This window comes from Curtobacterium poinsettiae (assembly GCF_025677645.1).
Lineage (GTDB): Bacteria > Actinomycetota > Actinomycetes > Actinomycetales > Microbacteriaceae > Curtobacterium > Curtobacterium poinsettiae_A.
Genome location: NZ_CP106879.1, coordinates 1871454 through 1888966, shown reverse-complemented (window position 1 = coordinate 1888966; position 17513 = coordinate 1871454). Strand labels below are relative to the sequence as shown.

The following is a 17513-nucleotide window of genomic DNA, read 5'->3' as shown; positions in this document are numbered from 1 at the left end:
GTTACACGCGTAAACTAAGGCGGTCAAGGGGTCGGGTCACGGCCCCGTAACGATGAGGAGACGCAATGGAGCGGACCACCCTGGACGGCACGTGGACCCTCGAGGCGGTGACCGGGCCCGAGCAGTCGGCGGAGCACCGCGAACCGATCGCGGCGCAGGTCCCCGGCTGCGTGCACACCGACCTGCTGCGGGCCGGCCGGATCCCCGACCCGTTCGACGGCGACGGCGAGGCCGCCACCCAGTGGATCGGCGACACCGTCTGGCGCTACCGCCGCACCTTCGAGTGGACCGCGCCGGACGAGACCCGCCACGACCTCGTCGCCGAGGGCCTCGACACCCTCGCCACGATCGAGCTCAACGGCATCGTCGTCGCGACCACCGCCAACCAACACCGCTCGTACCGGTTCCCCGTCGGGCACCTGCTCCGACCGGGCACGAACGAGCTCGTCGTCACGTTCGACGCGCCCGTCCCCGCCGCCGAGCGCCTGTCCGCCCTGCACGGCGGCGAGCTGCCCCACGTCAACCACCACCCCTACAACGCGCTCCGCAAGAACGCGTCGAACTTCGGGTGGGACTGGGGCGTCGACGTTGCCACGAGCGGCATCTGGAAGTCGGTCGGCATCGAGTCCTGGAGCGGCGTCCGCATCGCGTCCGTCCGTCCGCTCGTCGACCTCGACGGCACGACCGGTGTGCTGACGGCCCACGTCGACGTCGAGCACGCCGGCTCCACCGGTTCCTTCTCGCAGGCGATCGGCAGCGCGCCCGTCGCGTCCGCGGACGGTTCCGCGGGCACCGGCCTGGAGGCCCGGATCACCCTGACCGCGCACCCCGCGTCCGCAGGGCATGCGGCTTCCGACACCGCCGGCCGGGTGGTCGGCGCACGCCCCGTCGTCGACGGTGCCGCGACCGTCCGCCTCGAGGTCCCCGACGTCGCCGTCTGGTGGCCCCGCGGCGAGGGTGACCAGCCGCTGTACGACGTCCGGGTCGAGGTCGGCGACGACGTGTGGGCCGGCCGTGTGGGCTTCCGCACGGTCACGCTCGACACCGCCGCCGACGCCGGCGGGGCGCCGTTCCTGCTCCGCGTCAACGGCTGTCCGGTCATGGTGCGCGGGGCGAACTGGATCCCCGACCACGCCTACCTGACCGAGATGACACCCGAGCGGTACGCGGACCGGATCCAGGACGCGATCGACGCGAACGTGAACCTGCTCCGCATCTGGGGCGGCGGGATCTACGAGTCCGACGACCTGTACGACCGGTGCGACGAGCTCGGCGTCCTGGTGTGGCAGGACTTCCTGTTCGCCTGTGCCGCGTACGCCGAGGAGCCCTGGCTCGCCGACGAGGTCGAGCCCGAGGTCCGCGAGGCCGTCACCCGCCTCAGCCCGCACCCGTCGCTCGTGGTGTGGAACGGCAACAACGAGAACCTCGTCGCCTACGCCGAGTGGGGCTGGCGGCCGTCGCTCGTCGGCCGGACCTGGGGCAACGGCTACTACCGTTCCCTGCTGCCGTCGGTCGTCGCCGAGCTCGACCCGACCCGGCCGTACACCCCGGGCAGCCCGTTCTCGTTCGACGAGTACCTGACGCCGAACGACCAGCGGAACGGCAGCGTGCACATCTGGGACGTCTGGAACCGGCTCGACTACCGTGCCTACGCCGACTGGGAGCCGCGCTTCGTCGCCGAGTTCGGGTTCCAGGGCCCGCCGGCGTGGTCGACCCTGACCGCGGTGGTGCACGACGAGCCTCTCGACCCGGACGGCCACGAGATGCTCGTGCACCAGAAGGCCGACCAGGGCAACCGGAAGCTCGCCGACGGCATGCGCCGGCACCTACCCGAGCCGACCTCCATCGAGGACTGGCACTTCGCCGCGCAGCTCAACCAGGCGCACGCGATCCGCTTCGGCATGGAGTGGTTCCGCTCCCGCACGCCCGACAACACCGGCATGGTCGTCTGGCAGCTCAACGACGACTGGCCCGTGGTGTCCTGGGCCCTCGTCGACCACGCCGGCATCCGGAAGCCCGTCTGGTACGCCGTCCGGCAGGCCTACCAGCCCGTGCTGCTCACCGTGCAGCCGTCGTCCGGCGGCCAGGGTGGCGACGGCGACGGAGGTCTCGACGTCGTCCTCGTCAACGCGTCCGGTTCGTCGGTCGCCGGCGAGGTCACGGTCTCCCGCGTCGCCTTCGACGGCACCGTGCTCGAGTCGTCGTCGTTCAGGCTCGCAGCAGCCCCCGCCGATGCCGACCGGACGCAGCTGCCGTCGTCGCTCGCCGTGCCCGAGGACCCCGGTTCCGAGGTCCTCGTCGTCACCGGAGCCGGCACCCGCACCGTGCACGACTTCGCCGAGGTCGTCGACCAGGCACTCGAGCCCTCGCCCCTGTCCGCGGTCGTGTCGGCGACGGACGACGGCGCGACGGTCACCGTCACGGCGACGGCGTACGCGCGGGACGTCTCGCTGTTCCCCGACCGCGTCGATGCGGCCGCCCGCGTCGACGACGGCCTGGTGTCCCTGCTCCCCGGCGAGTCGGTGACCTTCACGGTGACGGGTGCGCCGGGCATCGCTGCACAGGAGCTCGTCCACCCGCTCGTCCTCCGCCACGCGGGTTCGCTCCTGCCCTGACCGGGGTGCCCCCTGGGGGCGGGGACGGCGACGTCCCCTCGCGCCGGTGACGGTTCCGGTTCACGATCCCCCGGGTTCGCGAACCGGAACCGTCACCCGGTGCCCATCCCCTCGCCCCGCTCCCACGAACGGGCGGAACACCCGGGTCGGCGACCAGCGCCACCCCGGCATTCCGCCCGCTCGGCTCGGACAGCAGCGGACCGCGCACGGCCGGCCGCGCTCAGTCGATCGCGCGGAGCTCCAGCACGATCGCGGTCGCGGGTGCGAGCAGTGGCAGCCGGGCGCCGACGTTCTCGAACACGGCGCCGGTCAGTTCCAGGTGTCCGCGCACGAGCCACTCCGGCGGCACCATGTCGAGCCCGCGCGGGACGGCGAGCCCGGACACCGGGGCGAGCCGGTAGCGCCGCGACCGGTCGAGTCCGCGCACCCGGAGCGGCACCGGCAACGACCTCGGCCCGGTCTCCGTCCGCGCCACCCGCACCAGCGCCCGCGATCGGTCCGCGGCCACCACCGATGTGGCCACCGTCCCCGGGTCCCCGAGGTCCAGGTGCCGCAGCCGCCCGGAGTGCAGCAGCCCGCGCTCCCGTCGGTACAGCGCCGTCCAGGCCCGGAGCCGGTCGAGCTCCTCAGCCGACAGCTTCGTGATGTCGGTCTCGATGCCGGCCGAGCCGAACAGCGACACCGCCATCCGGAAGTCCAGGTCGAGGTGCCGGCCCGTGGTGTGCGAGATCTCCGGCCCGACGTGCGAGCCGATCAGCTCCAGCGGGAGCAGCGCCTCGGTCCACCGCTGGATCGGCAGTCGCTCGAAGGCGTCGTTCGAGTCCGACGGCCACACCCGGTCGGTGCGCTCGAGCACGCCGAGGTCGATCCGGGCACCACCGCTCGCGCAGGCCTCGATCTCCAGCCACGGGTGCCGCGCGCGCAGCTCGTCCATCAGCGCGTAGACGCCGCGGGTGTGCGCGTCGATGCCGGCGCGTCCCGCGTGCACCGCGTGCACGATGTCCCGGTTCTGGTCCCACTTCACGAAGTCGACGTGGTGCGCACCGATCACCCGGGACATGCTCTCGAGCACGTGGTGCCGGGCGAGCGGGTTCGCCATGTCGAGCACGTACTGGTTCCGCCACGTCCGCACGTCGTCCTCGGGGCGCTGCAGCATCCACTCCGGGTGCGCCGCGGCCAGCTCGGACACGGGGCTGACCATCTCGGGCTCGAACCACAGGCCGAACTCCATGCCGAGCGCACGCACCCGGTCGACGAGCGGTGCCAGCCCGTCCGGCCACACCGACGGATCGACGCGCCAGTCCCCGAGCGAGGTCGAGTCCGACCGCCGGCCGAGGAACCACCCGTCGTCGAGCACGAACCGCTCGACCCCGATGTCCGCCGCCGTCTCCGCCAGGGCGACCAGCGGTTCGAGCTCCTGCCGGTAGTAGACGGCCTCCCACGTGTTGAGCACCACGGGCCGGGGTCGTCGCGGATGCCCCGGGCGGCTGCGCAACGAGTCGTGCAAGCGGTCGGACAGCCCGTCGATCCCGGTGTCGCTCCACACGAACACGGCGTCGGGAGCGGCGAACGAGTCCCCCTCGCCGAGCACGACCTCGCCCGCACGCAGCAGCTCCCCGGCGCCGAGCAACGGCCGTGCCTCGGCGAGCTGGTCGTACCGGTACACGGAGTCCGCGCTCCAGGCCAGGTGCACCGCCCACAGCTCGCCCTCGGCGTCCGAGAACCCGGGCGTCCCGAGCACGAGCAACGTCGGCGAATCGTGGCCGGTCCGCCCGCGACGGCTCTCCCGTGCGTGGCTCCCGGCCGTCGCGGTGCGGCGCTGCGGGGTGCGCTCACGGGTCCACCGTCCGCCCAGGTCGAGCACCTCGGTGATCCGCTCCCCCACGGGCAGCGTCGCCTCGAGTGCCTGCACGTGCACGGGCTCGGCGTGCGTGTTCGTCACCGTGTGCCGCACCCGCAGCACCCCCGCGGTGTCGAGCGCGAACTCACTCCGGAGCGCCAACGAGTCGGACTCGGCGGTCACGACGATCCGCTCGTCGTCACCGATCACCACCACCTCACGCCACCGCGGCACGAGCGGCATCCCGTCCACGTGCCCGGCGATCCCCGGCCGACCCTCCCACCCGTCGCGCTCGGTCGGCAGCACCGTGAGGGGCCACCGCGCGTCCAGCGCACTCGGTCCGAGCGGCCGACCGAGTGCGAGCAGCAGGTCGGCAGCGTCCCCCGGCGCGACGGGCCCGACGTCCCGGCCCCAGTGCAGCACCTCGGGCAGCCCGTCCGCCGCGGACGCCAGCACCAGCGACACCCCGGCCGATCGCAGCACGTGCACCGCTCGATCGCGCGCAGCGACGGCTGTCGGCTCGGGCTCCACGACGGTCACGAGACCCGCTCCTCGCGCAGCACGCGGACGCGTCCGGCGGGCACGACGGTGTCCGGCCCGTGGCCGGACCCGTCGAGCAGGTCCGTCCCGGACGCGACGACCGTGACGTCGTCAGCGCGGTGGTTGACGAGGAACAGGAAGGCGGAGCCGTCGTCGCCGACGCGACGCACCGCCTCCAGGCCGGGAGGCCCGGTGACCGTCCGCAGGATCCCCCGCTCCGCGATCACCCCGTCCACGAGCCGTTGGATGCTGTCGTCCGCGAGCATCGCGGACACGTACCAGGCGCCGCCGCCGACGGCGCGGCGCGTGACGGCGGGCCGGCCCGCGAGCGGACCGTCGGTGTACCGGAGCACGGACTCGGCGTCCTCGAGCACGACCGCCTCGGCCCAGTCGGTCACCACCTCGCCGTCGTCCAGTGCCCATCGTTCGTCGCGCTGCAGCGGGGTGAACTCCTCGCTCCAGGCGCCGAGCACCTCGCGGAACGCTCCCGGGTACCCGCCGGTGCGGATGCGTGCGGTCTCGTCGGCGACGCCGGACAGGTAGGTGACGATCAGGGTGGCGCCGCGGTCCACCACGGCGGAGAGCCGGGCGGCGGTCGCGTCGTCGACGATGAGCATCGTCGGCACGACGACCACGTCGTAGCCGTCCAGGTCGGCGTCGGTGGGGACCACGTCGGTGAGCACCTGCCGGTCGTGGAACGCACGGTGCCAGGCGCGGAGCTCCCGGCCGTAGCGCAGGCCCCGGTGCGGCTTGAGCCCCGACTGCACTGCCCAGCCGGAGGCCTCGTCCACGACGATCGCGACCCGGGCCGGCTCCACGCGGGTGCCCTGCACGGGGGCGAGGTCCTGCAGCGCACGGCCGAGGGCGAGCACCTCGCGCCAGATGCGTGTGCGGGTGCCGGCGTGCGGGAGCATCGCGGAGTGGAACTGCTCCGCGCCCGCGGTGGAGGCCCGCCACTGGAAGAACAGCGCCCCGTCGGACCCGTGGGCGACGTGCGCCAGGGCGTTCCGGACGAGTTCGGCCGGTTCCTTGGCCCGGTTGCGCTGCTGCCAGCTCGGCCCACCGGTCGAGTGCTCCATCAGCAGCCAGGGACGGCGGTCCGCCGACATCCCGCGCATCCGGTCACCGGCCAGCGCGAGGTCCTGCTCGCGGCGGGCGTCGTCGACGAGCGTGTAGTGGTCGTTCGCGACGATCGCCACGTGCTTCGCCCACCCGGCGTAGTCGACGACCTGCGACCCGGCACCCACCATGAAGTTCGTCGTGACCGGCACGTCCGAGTGCCGCTCGATCACGGCCTTCTCGGCGTCGAACTGACGGAGCAGGGCGTCGGACGAGTACCGCTCGAAGTCCAGCGCGAGCCCGGGGTTCGGGGCCCCGCCCACACCCCGTGGCGGCGAGACCTCGTCGAACGAGGTGTACGTGTGTCCCCAGAAGGACGTGCCCCAGGCAGTGTTCGCGGACTCGACGTCGCCGTACTTGGCGACGAGCCAGTGCCGGAAGTCCGCTGCCGACGCCTCGCAGTAGCACCGGCCGTTGCCGCCACCGAGCTCGTTGCTGACGTGCCAGAGCCGCACCGCGGGGTGCCGGCCGTACCGCTCGGCCAGCGCGTCGACCATGCGGAGCGCGTGCTCCCGGAACAGCGCGGAGGCCGGGCACCACCCGAGTCGTCCGCCTGGTCGTTCCCGCCGCTCGGTCGCGTCCAGGGGCAGGATCTCGGGGTGTGCGGTCAGCAGCCAGTTCGGCGGGGCAGCGGTCGGCGTCGCGAGGTCCACCGCGATGCCGTGCTCGTGCAGCAGCGCGAGGACGTCGTCCAGCCACCCCCACGTGAAGTCCCCCGGCGACCGCTCGAGCAGTGCCCACGAGAACACCCCGACGGTGACCAGGTTCACCCCGGCCTCGCGCATCAGTCGGACGTCCTCGAGCCAGGTCTGCCGGGGCCACTGTTCGGGGCTGTAGTCGCCGCCGAACGACAGGCCGTCGGTCGGCCACGGGACGGTGGGGGCAACGGTCACGGCATCTCCTTCGATGGTGTGGACCGCTCAAGCCTCCCGTCTGCGGTAGCGTTTGTCAACGTGTGTAACTAAGGCGTCGACACCTCTGCTGTTCCGGCGACGGACTACTCCCCCAGCAGCCGGCGGATGGCGAGCACCGCTCCGGCGCGTGCCCACTCCGAGAACTCGAACGGCTGCACCTCCACCGTGACCGGCTCGGTGTACGGCGCCAGCGCTGCTCGCATCGACTCGTCGACGGTCGCTCGCGCCAGGTCGTACACGGGCAGCCCGTCGCCCGTCAGCACGATCGCCGAGGGGTCCGCGATGTGCACCGCCGTGGCGAGCAGCACCCCGAGGGCGCGGCCGGCATCCTCGAACGCAGCGAGCGCTCCGTCGTCACCGTGCCGGGCGAGTTCGACCACCTGGTCGTAGGTCTTCCCCTCGTGGCCGGCGTTCCGCACGATCACCGGACTCGGGAGGTAGCTCGACGCGCACCCGGCGTGACCGAGGCCACAGTCCGGACCGCCGCCGAGGACCGGCAGGTGCCCGATGCGCCCCAGTCGCCCGTGCTCCCCGGTGGACACCTGCCCGTTCGCGATGAGCCCGAGACCGAGGCCCTCACCGACCGTCACGAGCACCATCGACCCACGACCGGCACCAGCACCGAACCAGTGCTCCTTCGCCGTCAGCGCGTGAACGTCGTTCGCCGTGAACGTGGCGATGCCGGTCCGCTCCTCGAGCATCCGGGCGAAGGGCACCTCGTGCCACCCGAGGAACACCGACGCCGCGACGACGGACTCCCCCGCGCGGACGATCACGTCACCGGGCAGCGAGACACCGATCGCGCAGATGGTCGGATGCGCATCCCGGAGTCGCTCGAGCACGGCCGTGATCTGCTCCGCCAGCGAATCGGCGGCGGTGTCGTCGATCACTTCCTCGTGCAGCGCGAGGACGCGTCCGCCCAGGTCCGTGACCGCGGCGTACAGGCGATCCTTCGTGAGCTTGACGCCGAGGAACTCCCACTGCCCGCTGCTCACCTGCAGGAGCTCCGACGGGCGGCCGGTGGCGCCTCGCACGTCGGTCCCCACCTCGACCACGAGCCGCTGTGACACGAGGACGCGCATGGCCCGGGTGAGGCTCGCGCGCGAGAGCCCGAGTGACCGGGCGATCTCCGCACGGGAGAGCACCCCGTGGATGAGGATCTCCCGCAGCGCCAGGCGGGAGCCGTCGGGCAGGGCCGGCCAGGCTTCGGTCATCGTTCCTCCGTCGTCGGCTGATCCTACGGCCTGACCAGAGCCCTTCGACAAGGACCCCGAACGGGCCGTAGAACGCAGAAAACCCCTGACCAGTACTGGTCAGGGGTTCCCTGGTTCTTCACGTTAAGTCCGGCGGCGTCCTACTCTCCCACAAGGTCCCCCTTGCAGTACCATCGGCGCTGAGAGGCTTAGCTTCCGGGTTCGGAATGTGACCGGGCGTTTCCCTCTCGCTATGACCACCGGAACACTCTCGACCATGGATCTTGGTCTCAAAGCTGTCCCGACTGCTGTCTCCCGTGTGGAAGACAGAGCGGTGTATTCAGTTTCGATTCCCGATCGTCTGTCGGGAACCACAAAGTGGACGCGAGCCCGTGCAACACGTGCACGGAAATCAGTGTGTTATCAAGTCTTCGGCTTATTAGTACCGGTCAGCTCCACGGGTCGTTAGTCCCCGCTTCCACATCCGGCCTATCAACCCAGTAGTCTGCTGGGAGCCTCTCACACTCAAGGTGCATGGAAATCTCATCTCGAAGACGGCTTCCCGCTTAGATGCTTTCAGCGGTTATCCGGTCCGAACGTAGCTAATCAGCGGTGCCCTTGGCAGAACAACTGACACACCAGAGGTTCGTCCATCCCGGTCCTCTCGTACTAGGGATAGATCTTCTCAAATTTCCAACGCGCGCAGCGGATAGGGACCGAACTGTCTCACGACGTTCTAAACCCAGCTCGCGTACCGCTTTAATGGGCGAACAGCCCAACCCTTGGGACCTACTCCAGCCCCAGGATGCGACGAGCCGACATCGAGGTGCCAAACCATGCCGTCGATATGGACTCTTGGGCAAGATCAGCCTGTTATCCCCGAGGTACCTTTTATCCGTTGAGCGACAGCGCTTCCACAAGCCACTGCCGGATCACTAGTCCCGACTTTCGTCCCTGCTCGACCTGTCAGTCTCACAGTCAAGCTCCCTTGTGCACTTACACTCGCCACCTGATTGCCAACCAGGTTGAGGGAACCTTTGGGCGCCTCCGTTACTCTTTGGGAGGCAACCGCCCCAGTTAAACTACCCATCAGGCACTGTCCATGAACCCGATCAGGGTCCTACGTTAGACATCCAAAGTGACCAGAGTGGTATTTCAACAATGACTCCACGAACACTAGCGTGCCCGCTTCACAGTCTCCCACCTATCCTACACAAGCCACTCCGAACACCAATACCAAACTGTAGTAAAGGTCACGGGGTCTTTCCGTCCTGCTGCGCGTAACGAGCATCTTTACTCGTAGTGCAATTTCGCCGAGTTCGCGGTTGAGACAGCTGGGAAGTCGTTACGCCATTCGTGCAGGTCGGAACTTACCCGACAAGGAATTTCGCTACCTTAGGATGGTTATAGTTACCACCGCCGTTTACTGGGGCTTAAATTCAGAGCTTCGCCCAAAGGCTAACCCTTCCTCTTAACCTTCCAGCACCGGGCAGGCGTCAGTCCGTATACATCGTCTTGCGACTTCGCACGGACCTGTGTTTTTAGTAAACAGTCGCTTCCCACTGGTCTCTGCGGCCTTCAACGCTCACGGAGTACATCCGGTCACGCGTCCGGCCCCCCTTCTCCCGAAGTTACGGGGGCATTTTGCCGAGTTCCTTAACCACGATTCTCTCGATCTCCTTGGTATTCTCTACCTGACCACCTGAGTCGGTTTCGGGTACGGGCGGCTGCAACCTCGCGTCGATGCTTTTCTCGGCAGCATAGGATCACTGATTTCCCCTTACGGGTACGCGTCGGATCTCAGGCGTACAGACGACGGATTTGCCTATCGTCAGCCCTACATCCTTACACCAGGTTCACCTTACGGATACCATCGCCTGGCTCAGCTACCTTCCTGCGTCACACCTGTTCATACGCTAACCGCACCAGCATGGGGTCGAGCGTTAGACCGGCCACCATCACCCCGAAGGGATCCGGTTGTACCGGGTTAGGACTCTTAGCACCACTGGATTAGCTTGGGCGGTTGTTCGCCGGTACGGGAATATCAACCCGTTGTCCATCGACTACGCCTGTCGGCCTCGCCTTAGGTCCCGACTTACCCAGGGCGGATTAACCTGGCCCTGGAACCCTTGGTCTTTCGGAGGACGGGTTTCTCACCCGTCTTTCGCTACTCATGCCTGCATTCTCACTCGTGTAGCGTCCACGGCTGGATCACTCCGCCGCTTCACTCGCCACACGACGCTCTCCTACCACTCCGCACGACTGAACCACGAAGGCTTGTCTATAGTGCGAAATCTACAACTTCGGTGGTGTGCTTGAGCCCCGTTACATTGTCGGCGCGGAATCACTTGACCAGTGAGCTATTACGCACTCTTTCAAGGGTGGCTGCTTCTAAGCCAACCTCCTGGTTGTCTGTGCAACTCCACATCCTTTCCCACTTAGCACACGCTTAGGGACCTTAGTTGGTAGTCTGGGTTGTTTCCCTCTCGACGATGAAGCTTATCCCCCACCGTCTCACTGCTGCGCTCTCACTCACCGGCATTCGGAGTTTGGCTGACGTCAGTAACCTGTTGAGGCCCATCGGCCATCCAGTAGCTCTACCTCCGGCGAGAAACACGCAACGCTGCACCTAAATGCATTTCGGAGAGAACCAGCTATCACGAAGTTTGATTGGCCTTTCACCCCTATCCACAGCTCATCCCCTCCATTTTCAACTGAAGTGGGTTCGGTCCTCCACGACGTCTTACCGTCGCTTCAACCTGGCCATGGATAGATCACTTCGCTTCGGGTCTAGAACATGCGACTCAAACGCCCTATTCAGACTCGCTTTCGCTACGGCTGCCCCTCACGGGTTAACCTCGCCACATATCACTAACTCGCAGGCTCATTCTTCAAAAGGCACGCCGTCACCCCTACTAAGGAGGCTCCGACGGTTTGTAAGCAAACGGTTTCAGGTACTATTTCACTCCCCTCCCGGGGTACTTTTCACCTTTCCCTCACGGTACTTGTCCGCTATCGGTCATCTGGGAGTATTTAGGCTTATCAGGTGGTCCTGACAGATTCACACGGGATTTCTCGGGCCCCGTGCTACTTGGGATACACATCCGGCCATAACACCATTTCGTCTACGGGGCTGGCACCCACTACGGCCCGGCTTTCAAACCGGTTCGACTATGATGCGCTGTAACCGCCCCAGACCGGCAGAACTGAGTGACGTGTCCCACAACCCCGACCATGCAACGCCCGCCGGCTATCACACATGATCGGTTTAGCCTCATCCGCTTTCGCTCGCCACTACTCACGGAATCACATGTTGTTTTCTCTTCCTGTGGGTACTGAGATGTTTCACTTCCCCACGTTCCCTCTACCCGCCCTATATATTCAGGCGGGAGTCACCAGGTCGCAAAACGCCTGGCGGGGTTTCCCCATTCGGAAATCCTCGGATCGAGGCTCGATTATCAGCTCCCCGAGGCTTATCGCAGATTTCTACGTCCTTCATCGGCTCCAGATGCCAAGGCATCCACCGTTTGCTCTTAGAAACTTGACCACAAAGATTAAAATTGCGATCCAACGTCACCACACCAACCCGAAGGCTGATCATGGATGACGCGAATCAAAGATGCTCGCGTCCACTGTGTAGTTCTCAACATACGATCGGCACCAGCACTCCCCCACCAGAAAGGTAGGTTCACCCTGGCCCGACGAAGGACCCGTAGGCCCAACCCCCACCACCACTCACGCGGCAGCAGGAAGCCTGGTCCCTCAGGACCCAACAACGTGCACCAGCCAGCAGCTCCACCCTCGACCCGTCCCAACTCTGCAAGCAGAGCGTACTGAGGTCGGAAGCATCACTCCCAACTGCACTGTCAATGTTCCACCCATGAGCTACCCGTCGGACACGTTCGGTCCGAACCAGGCGCCTGGATCAGCAACCAACCACCCATGAAGGGCGACCAGCACTGACCAGATGCTCCTTAGAAAGGAGGTGATCCAGCCGCACCTTCCGGTACGGCTACCTTGTTACGACTTAGTCCTAATCACCGATCCCACCTTCGACGGCTCCTTCCACAAGGGTTAGGCCACCGGCTTCGGGTGTTACCGACTTTCATGACTTGACGGGCGGTGTGTACAAGGCCCGGGAACGTATTCACCGCAGCGTTGCTGATCTGCGATTACTAGCGACTCCGACTTCATGAGGTCGAGTTGCAGACCTCAATCCGAACTGAGACCGGCTTTTTGGGATTCGCTCCACCTTACGGTATCGCAGCCCTTTGTACCGGCCATTGTAGCATGCGTGAAGCCCAAGACATAAGGGGCATGATGATTTGACGTCATCCCCACCTTCCTCCGAGTTGACCCCGGCAGTCTCCTATGAGTCCCCGGCATAACCCGCTGGCAACATAGAACGAGGGTTGCGCTCGTTGCGGGACTTAACCCAACATCTCACGACACGAGCTGACGACAACCATGCACCACCTGTACACCGACCACAAGGGGGCGACCATCTCTGGCCGTTTCCGGTGTATGTCAAGCCTTGGTAAGGTTCTTCGCGTTGCATCGAATTAATCCGCATGCTCCGCCGCTTGTGCGGGCCCCCGTCAATTCCTTTGAGTTTTAGCCTTGCGGCCGTACTCCCCAGGCGGGGCGCTTAATGCGTTAGCTACGACACAGAAACCGTGGAAAGGTCCCTACATCTAGCGCCCAACGTTTACGGCATGGACTACCAGGGTATCTAATCCTGTTCGCTCCCCATGCTTTCGCTCCTCAGCGTCAGTTACGGCCCAGAGATCTGCCTTCGCCATCGGTGTTCCTCCTGATATCTGCGCATTCCACCGCTACACCAGGAATTCCAATCTCCCCTACCGCACTCTAGTCTGCCCGTACCCACTGCAAGCCCGAGGTTGAGCCTCGGGATTTCACAGCAGACGCGACAAACCGCCTACGAGCTCTTTACGCCCAATAATTCCGGACAACGCTTGCACCCTACGTATTACCGCGGCTGCTGGCACGTAGTTAGCCGGTGCTTTTTCTGCAGGTACCGTCACTTTCGCTTCTTCCCTACTAAAAGAGGTTTACAACCCGAAGGCCGTCATCCCTCACGCGGCGTTGCTGCATCAGGCTTTCGCCCATTGTGCAATATTCCCCACTGCTGCCTCCCGTAGGAGTCTGGGCCGTGTCTCAGTCCCAGTGTGGCCGGTCACCCTCTCAGGCCGGCTACCCGTCGTCGCCTTGGTGAGCCATTACCTCACCAACAAGCTGATAGGCCGCGAGTCCATCCCCAACCAAAAAATCTTTCCACCACCAGACCATGCGGCCAGTGATCATATCCAGTATTAGACGTCGTTTCCAACGCTTATCCCAGAGTCAGGGGCAGGTTACTCACGTGTTACTCACCCGTTCGCCACTAATCCACCCAGCAAGCTGGGCATCATCGTTCGACTTGCATGTGTTAAGCACGCCGCCAGCGTTCGTCCTGAGCCAGGATCAAACTCTCCGTAAAAAAATACAGACCCAACACCCGAAGGCATCAGACCGAGTTGATTCTGACTGTTGACTGTCTACTGACAATCTTCAATCCAAAAGGAATTGCTTCATGACCCAGCCGGACAAACCGACCAGGCACGAGGTCAATCAATAAATTGGCATTGACAATGTGCACGCTGTTGAGTTCTCAAGGACCAGTCGCACTCCCCGCTCGACCCATCACAGGTTCCGCCAGAGAGGCATTCGTCTTGTTCCACCGTCAGACACGTCGAATCACTTCGACTTCTTCGGGGGGATGTTGCCTGAGCGGGACCCCGTCCGGACTGCGCATCCAGGGCTTGCACCCTGTGACCGTCTCGGCCGTTCCGTTCTCCGCCTCAGCGGCAACGAGTGATTACTTTACACACGCCCCGGGGGCCCTGCCAACCGTCGTCCCTCCCGGGCGTGTCGCCGCCGGGTGAACGGCACGTGTCCCTCGGGTTTCCTGGGATCGACGTGGTGGGCGCGACCCCGGGAACGACGGAAGGCACGGTGCGAACCCGCACCGTGCCTCCCGAACGAACGAACGAACCGGACCGGACCGACCTACTCAGCCGCTGCCAACTGCCCGCACGCCCCGTCGATCTCCTTGCCGCGGGTGTCGCGCAGGGTCGTCGGGATGCCGGCGGCGTTGAGTCGGCGGACGAACTCGTCCTGCACGTGCACCTCGGACGAGGTCCACACGGAGCCCGGCGTCGGGTTGAGCGGGATCGGGTTGACGTGCACCCACCCCTTGCCGCGCTTGTTGAGCTTCTCGGCGAGCAGGTCCGCACGCCAGGCGTGGTCGTTCATGTCCTTGATGAGCGCGTACTCGATCGAGACACGACGGCCCGTCTTCACGTAGTACTCGTGGGCGGCGTCGATCGCCTCGTCGGCCTTCCAGCGTGAGTTCACCGGGATGAGCTCGTCGCGGAGCTCGTCGTCGGGAGCGTGCAGGGACAGCGCGAAGGTGAGCGGGATGTTCTCGTCCGCCAGCTTCTTGATCGCCGGCACGAGGCCGACGGTCGACACGGTGATCCCGCGCGCGCTCATCCCGAGGCCCATCGGCTGCGGTGCGACCATCAACCGCACGGCGTCCATCACCCGCTTGTAGTTCGCGAGCGGCTCCCCCATGCCCATGAACACGATGTTCGTCACGCGCTCGGCGTCGACGCGGTCCTGTCCGCCCTTGCGGGGATCGCCCCCGAGCTCACCGGCGGCGATCGCGGCGTTGGCCCGGACGATCTGCTCGATGATCTCGGCGGTGGACATGTTGCGCGTCAGCCCCGCCTGGCCGGTGGCGCAGAACGGGCAGTTCATGCCGCACCCGGCCTGGGACGAGACGCACAGGGTGATGCGACCCGGGTAGCGCATGAGGACCGACTCGACCAGGGCGCCGTCGTGCAGCTTCCAGAGGAACTTGATCGTGTCGCCGTTGTCCGTCGCCAGCCGCCGGGTCTCGGTGAGGAGCGGCGGCAGCATCCCGGCGACGAGCTGTTCCCGCTGGGCGGCGGGGAGGTCGGTCATCTTGGCCGGGTCGGACGTGTAGTGCTGGAAGTAGTGGGTCGCGAGCTGCTTGGCGCGGAACCCGGGCAGGCCGAGTTCCTTCACGCGGGCCTCGCGTTCCTCGGCTGTCAGGTCGGCCAGGTGCACGGGCGGCTTGCCACGCTTCGGGGACGCGAACTGCAGGAGCGGGCGACCGTCGGTGTCGGTGGCCTGCTTCCAGCCCTCGGTGCGCGGGCGCACCTGCGGACGAGCAGACTGCTGCTGTTCGAACGGGGTGCGGGTGTCGGAAGCCATCACTCCAGGATACGGGAGGCCCGTGATCGGTGGGGACGCCCCGTCCGGGTGGTCCTGCTGGTCCCCACCACGGCAGCGCCTCGGGTGGTCGGTCAGCTCCCGGCGGGCAGGACGCGCGCGAAGTGGTGCGCCGCCGAGTACATCGGGACGATGTCGACGACCTCACCCGGGTGCGGTGCCTGCAGCACGAGGCCCTGGCCGAGGTACAGGCCGACGTGGTCCTCGTCGTCGTACACGACGAGGTCCCCCGGCAGTGCCTCGGACTCGGGGATCGTGGTGGCGACGGCGTCCTGCGTCGGCACGTAGTGCACGAGCTGGATCCCCACCGCCTGGTAGGCGACCATCGTGAGCCCGGAGCAGTCGATGCCCTCGTGGCTCGCGCCGCCCTCGACGTACGGGTCCCCCATGTACTGCAGGGCGGTCTGCACGATCGTGGCCCGGTCGCCACCGGCCGAGAGCGCGGCGGACAACGCGGACTGTGCCTGCGCAATCGTCACCCCGAAGCGGAGGTCGAGCGTCGGGTAGGACACGATCGTCGTCGTGGTGGTCATGCCGTCGGTGGAGACCACGGGGACCTGGACGTCGTGCGCCACCGTGAAGGTCTGGGCGTCCTGCGCGGTGGTCGTGCCCGAGCGGGTGTCGGTGGGCAGGGTGTCGGCGTTCGCGGGCAGAGCGAGCGTCAGGCTCGAGGTCACCGCGATCGCGGGGGCGAGCAGGATCGCGGCCCGCTTCGCGTTCGCGGAACGGCGGACGTGCCGCGGGTCGACGGCGCGCTCGGCCCGCAGGGTGGCGGTCCGGCTCAGCACCGCGCTACCGGCCGACGACGCGACGGGGGCGGGCCGCGGCTGCATCCGCACGGTCCGGGCCGGCTTCGGGTGCTCGACGAAGGTGGAGCGGGCGGCCGCAGGGCCGAGGGCCGAGCGGCGACCACGGGGACGGGACTGCTGCGTATCGGGCGTCAGCAACGCGGGGTCGACCGCGGGGTGCGTGTGCGATCGCACGGGCTGACGGTCGTCGGCTGCTGCAGGCAGGGTGTGGCGTCCCATGGGTCCTTCCGGGTCGGGACCACTCAGCGGTCCGGAAAGTAACGTATTGGTCACGGCGGCGCTCGCGGCTGGGCAGCGCCGGAGTGTTCCTGCGGCTGGTCACAGGAACGAGCTCCGCTCGCAGGCGGCTCCGACGGTGCGCACGGGCGTTCTGGAGCCGGCCCGCGGCGGTGGCCCCGGGTTCAGACCGGCGTGACCCGCATGACGGCGGCGATCCGGGCCTCCCGGTCGGCCGCCAGGCGGTCGAGGCGGGCCGACAGGGCGACGACCGACGCGTCCACCGGGCTGTCCTCCGAGATGTCCCCCGGGATCGGGACCCCGGCGCGGACCGCGAGTGGCAGCACGCCCGCCCAGACGGCGTGGTCCTCACCGTCGGCCGGGTCCTCGCCCACCCCGTGGGCTCGGACCTTGACGCTCGCGTGGTCGAGGGGCAGCTGGAGGACCTGGGTGGCGCGGACCTCCTTCGCGGTCATCTCGCGCACCTCGGCTCGGCGGCCCGGCATGAGGTGGTCGGCCACCTGCCAGAGCGCTTCGGCGCGGAGGTCGGTCGGCACCACGGTCGCGCGCCCGGCGATCATCGCGCTGCGGTAGTTCGCCGAGCTGTCGTTGGTCGAGCGTGCGAAGACCAGGCCGTCCAGGTGGGTGACGGTGGCGGCGACCGGGACGCCCGCGGCGCCGGCGTCGAGGAACAGCCCACCACCGGTCGAGCCGTGCAGCAGCAGGACGGGGCCGCCGCCGAGGTCCCCGACGGCGCAGAGGAAGGGCAGCACGACCGGGTGGCCACCGCGGACGATGCCGACGTGGGCGACGTGCGCCTCGGCGAGGATCGCGTGCAGGACGGCGGGGTCGTCGGACTGGCGATCGCGCAGGCGGCGGACGCGGAGCGAGGGACCGTCGGTGGGCGGTCCTGGTTCGGAGCACGAGGTGGGCATGTCGTCACGCTA

At 67.1% G+C, this 17513-nt stretch carries 7 protein-coding genes and 3 rRNA genes; 1 reads left to right on the top strand and 9 read right to left on the bottom strand.

Features of this window, described 5'->3' with window-relative positions:
• The first annotated feature begins 65 nt into the window (after nt 1-65).
• Entirely contained in the window at nt 66-2615 is a 2550-nt protein-coding gene (locus OE229_RS09140; RefSeq protein WP_262137558.1) for a glycoside hydrolase family 2 protein, read from the top strand.
• Nucleotides 2616-2835: 220 nt separating this feature from the next.
• Here OE229_RS09140 and OE229_RS09135 read toward each other — a convergent pair whose 3' ends face one another.
• The 9 genes from OE229_RS09135 to OE229_RS09095 all read right to left on the bottom strand — a co-directional run bounded on the left by OE229_RS09135 (nt 2836) and on the right by OE229_RS09095 (nt 17501).
• Nucleotides 2836-4995, bottom strand: a complete 2160-nt coding sequence (locus OE229_RS09135) for an alpha-galactosidase (protein WP_262137556.1) — start codon at nt 4993-4995, stop codon at nt 2836-2838.
• On the bottom strand, nt 4992-7007 hold the full coding sequence (locus OE229_RS09130) for a beta-galactosidase (RefSeq protein ID WP_262137555.1): 2016 nt from the start codon (nt 7005-7007) through the stop codon (nt 4992-4994). Before OE229_RS09130 ends, OE229_RS09135 begins: the two co-directional genes overlap by 4 nt.
• A gap of 104 nt (nt 7008-7111) precedes the next feature.
• Nucleotides 7112-8242, bottom strand: coding sequence for an ROK family transcriptional regulator (locus OE229_RS09125; protein WP_262137553.1), 1131 nt, complete (start codon nt 8240-8242; stop codon nt 7112-7114).
• A gap of 127 nt (nt 8243-8369) precedes the next feature.
• Nucleotides 8370-8486 (bottom strand): 5S ribosomal RNA (gene rrf, locus OE229_RS09120).
• A 154-nt stretch (nt 8487-8640) separates the two neighbouring features.
• Nucleotides 8641-11768 (bottom strand): 23S ribosomal RNA (locus OE229_RS09115).
• A 431-nt stretch (nt 11769-12199) separates the two neighbouring features.
• Nucleotides 12200-13721 (bottom strand): 16S ribosomal RNA (locus OE229_RS09110).
• Together the 16S, 23S and 5S rRNA genes form the textbook arrangement of a ribosomal RNA operon.
• 569 nt (nt 13722-14290) lie before the next feature.
• Nucleotides 14291-15523: a dual-specificity RNA methyltransferase RlmN gene (gene rlmN / locus OE229_RS09105; RefSeq protein ID WP_182066918.1), complete on the bottom strand. Its 1233-nt coding sequence runs from the start codon at nt 15521-15523 to the stop codon at nt 14291-14293.
• 92 nt (nt 15524-15615) lie between these two features.
• Complete coding sequence (locus OE229_RS09100) at nt 15616-16569, bottom strand: C40 family peptidase (RefSeq protein WP_263344366.1); 954 nt, start codon at nt 16567-16569, stop codon at nt 15616-15618.
• 182 nt (nt 16570-16751) lie between these two features.
• Nucleotides 16752-17501: a pyridoxamine 5'-phosphate oxidase family protein gene (locus tag OE229_RS09095; RefSeq protein ID WP_262137550.1), complete on the bottom strand. Its 750-nt coding sequence runs from the start codon at nt 17499-17501 to the stop codon at nt 16752-16754.
• Nucleotides 17502-17513 lie beyond the last annotated feature (12 nt).

Excerpts from the sequence above, each read along its gene's own strand:
- OE229_RS09140 (WP_262137558.1), top strand. The coding sequence starts at position 66 with ATGGAGCGGACCACCCTGGACGGCACGTGGACCCTCGAGGCGGTGACC.
- OE229_RS09125 (WP_262137553.1), bottom strand. The coding sequence starts at position 8,242 with ATGACCGAAGCCTGGCCGGCCCTGCCCGACGGCTCCCGCCTGGCGCTG.
- rlmN (WP_182066918.1), bottom strand. The coding sequence starts at position 15,523 with ATGGCTTCCGACACCCGCACCCCGTTCGAACAGCAGCAGTCTGCTCGT.
- OE229_RS09100 (WP_263344366.1), bottom strand. The coding sequence starts at position 16,569 with ATGGGACGCCACACCCTGCCTGCAGCAGCCGACGACCGTCAGCCCGTG.
- OE229_RS09095 (WP_262137550.1), bottom strand. The coding sequence starts at position 17,501 with ATGCCCACCTCGTGCTCCGAACCAGGACCGCCCACCGACGGTCCCTCG.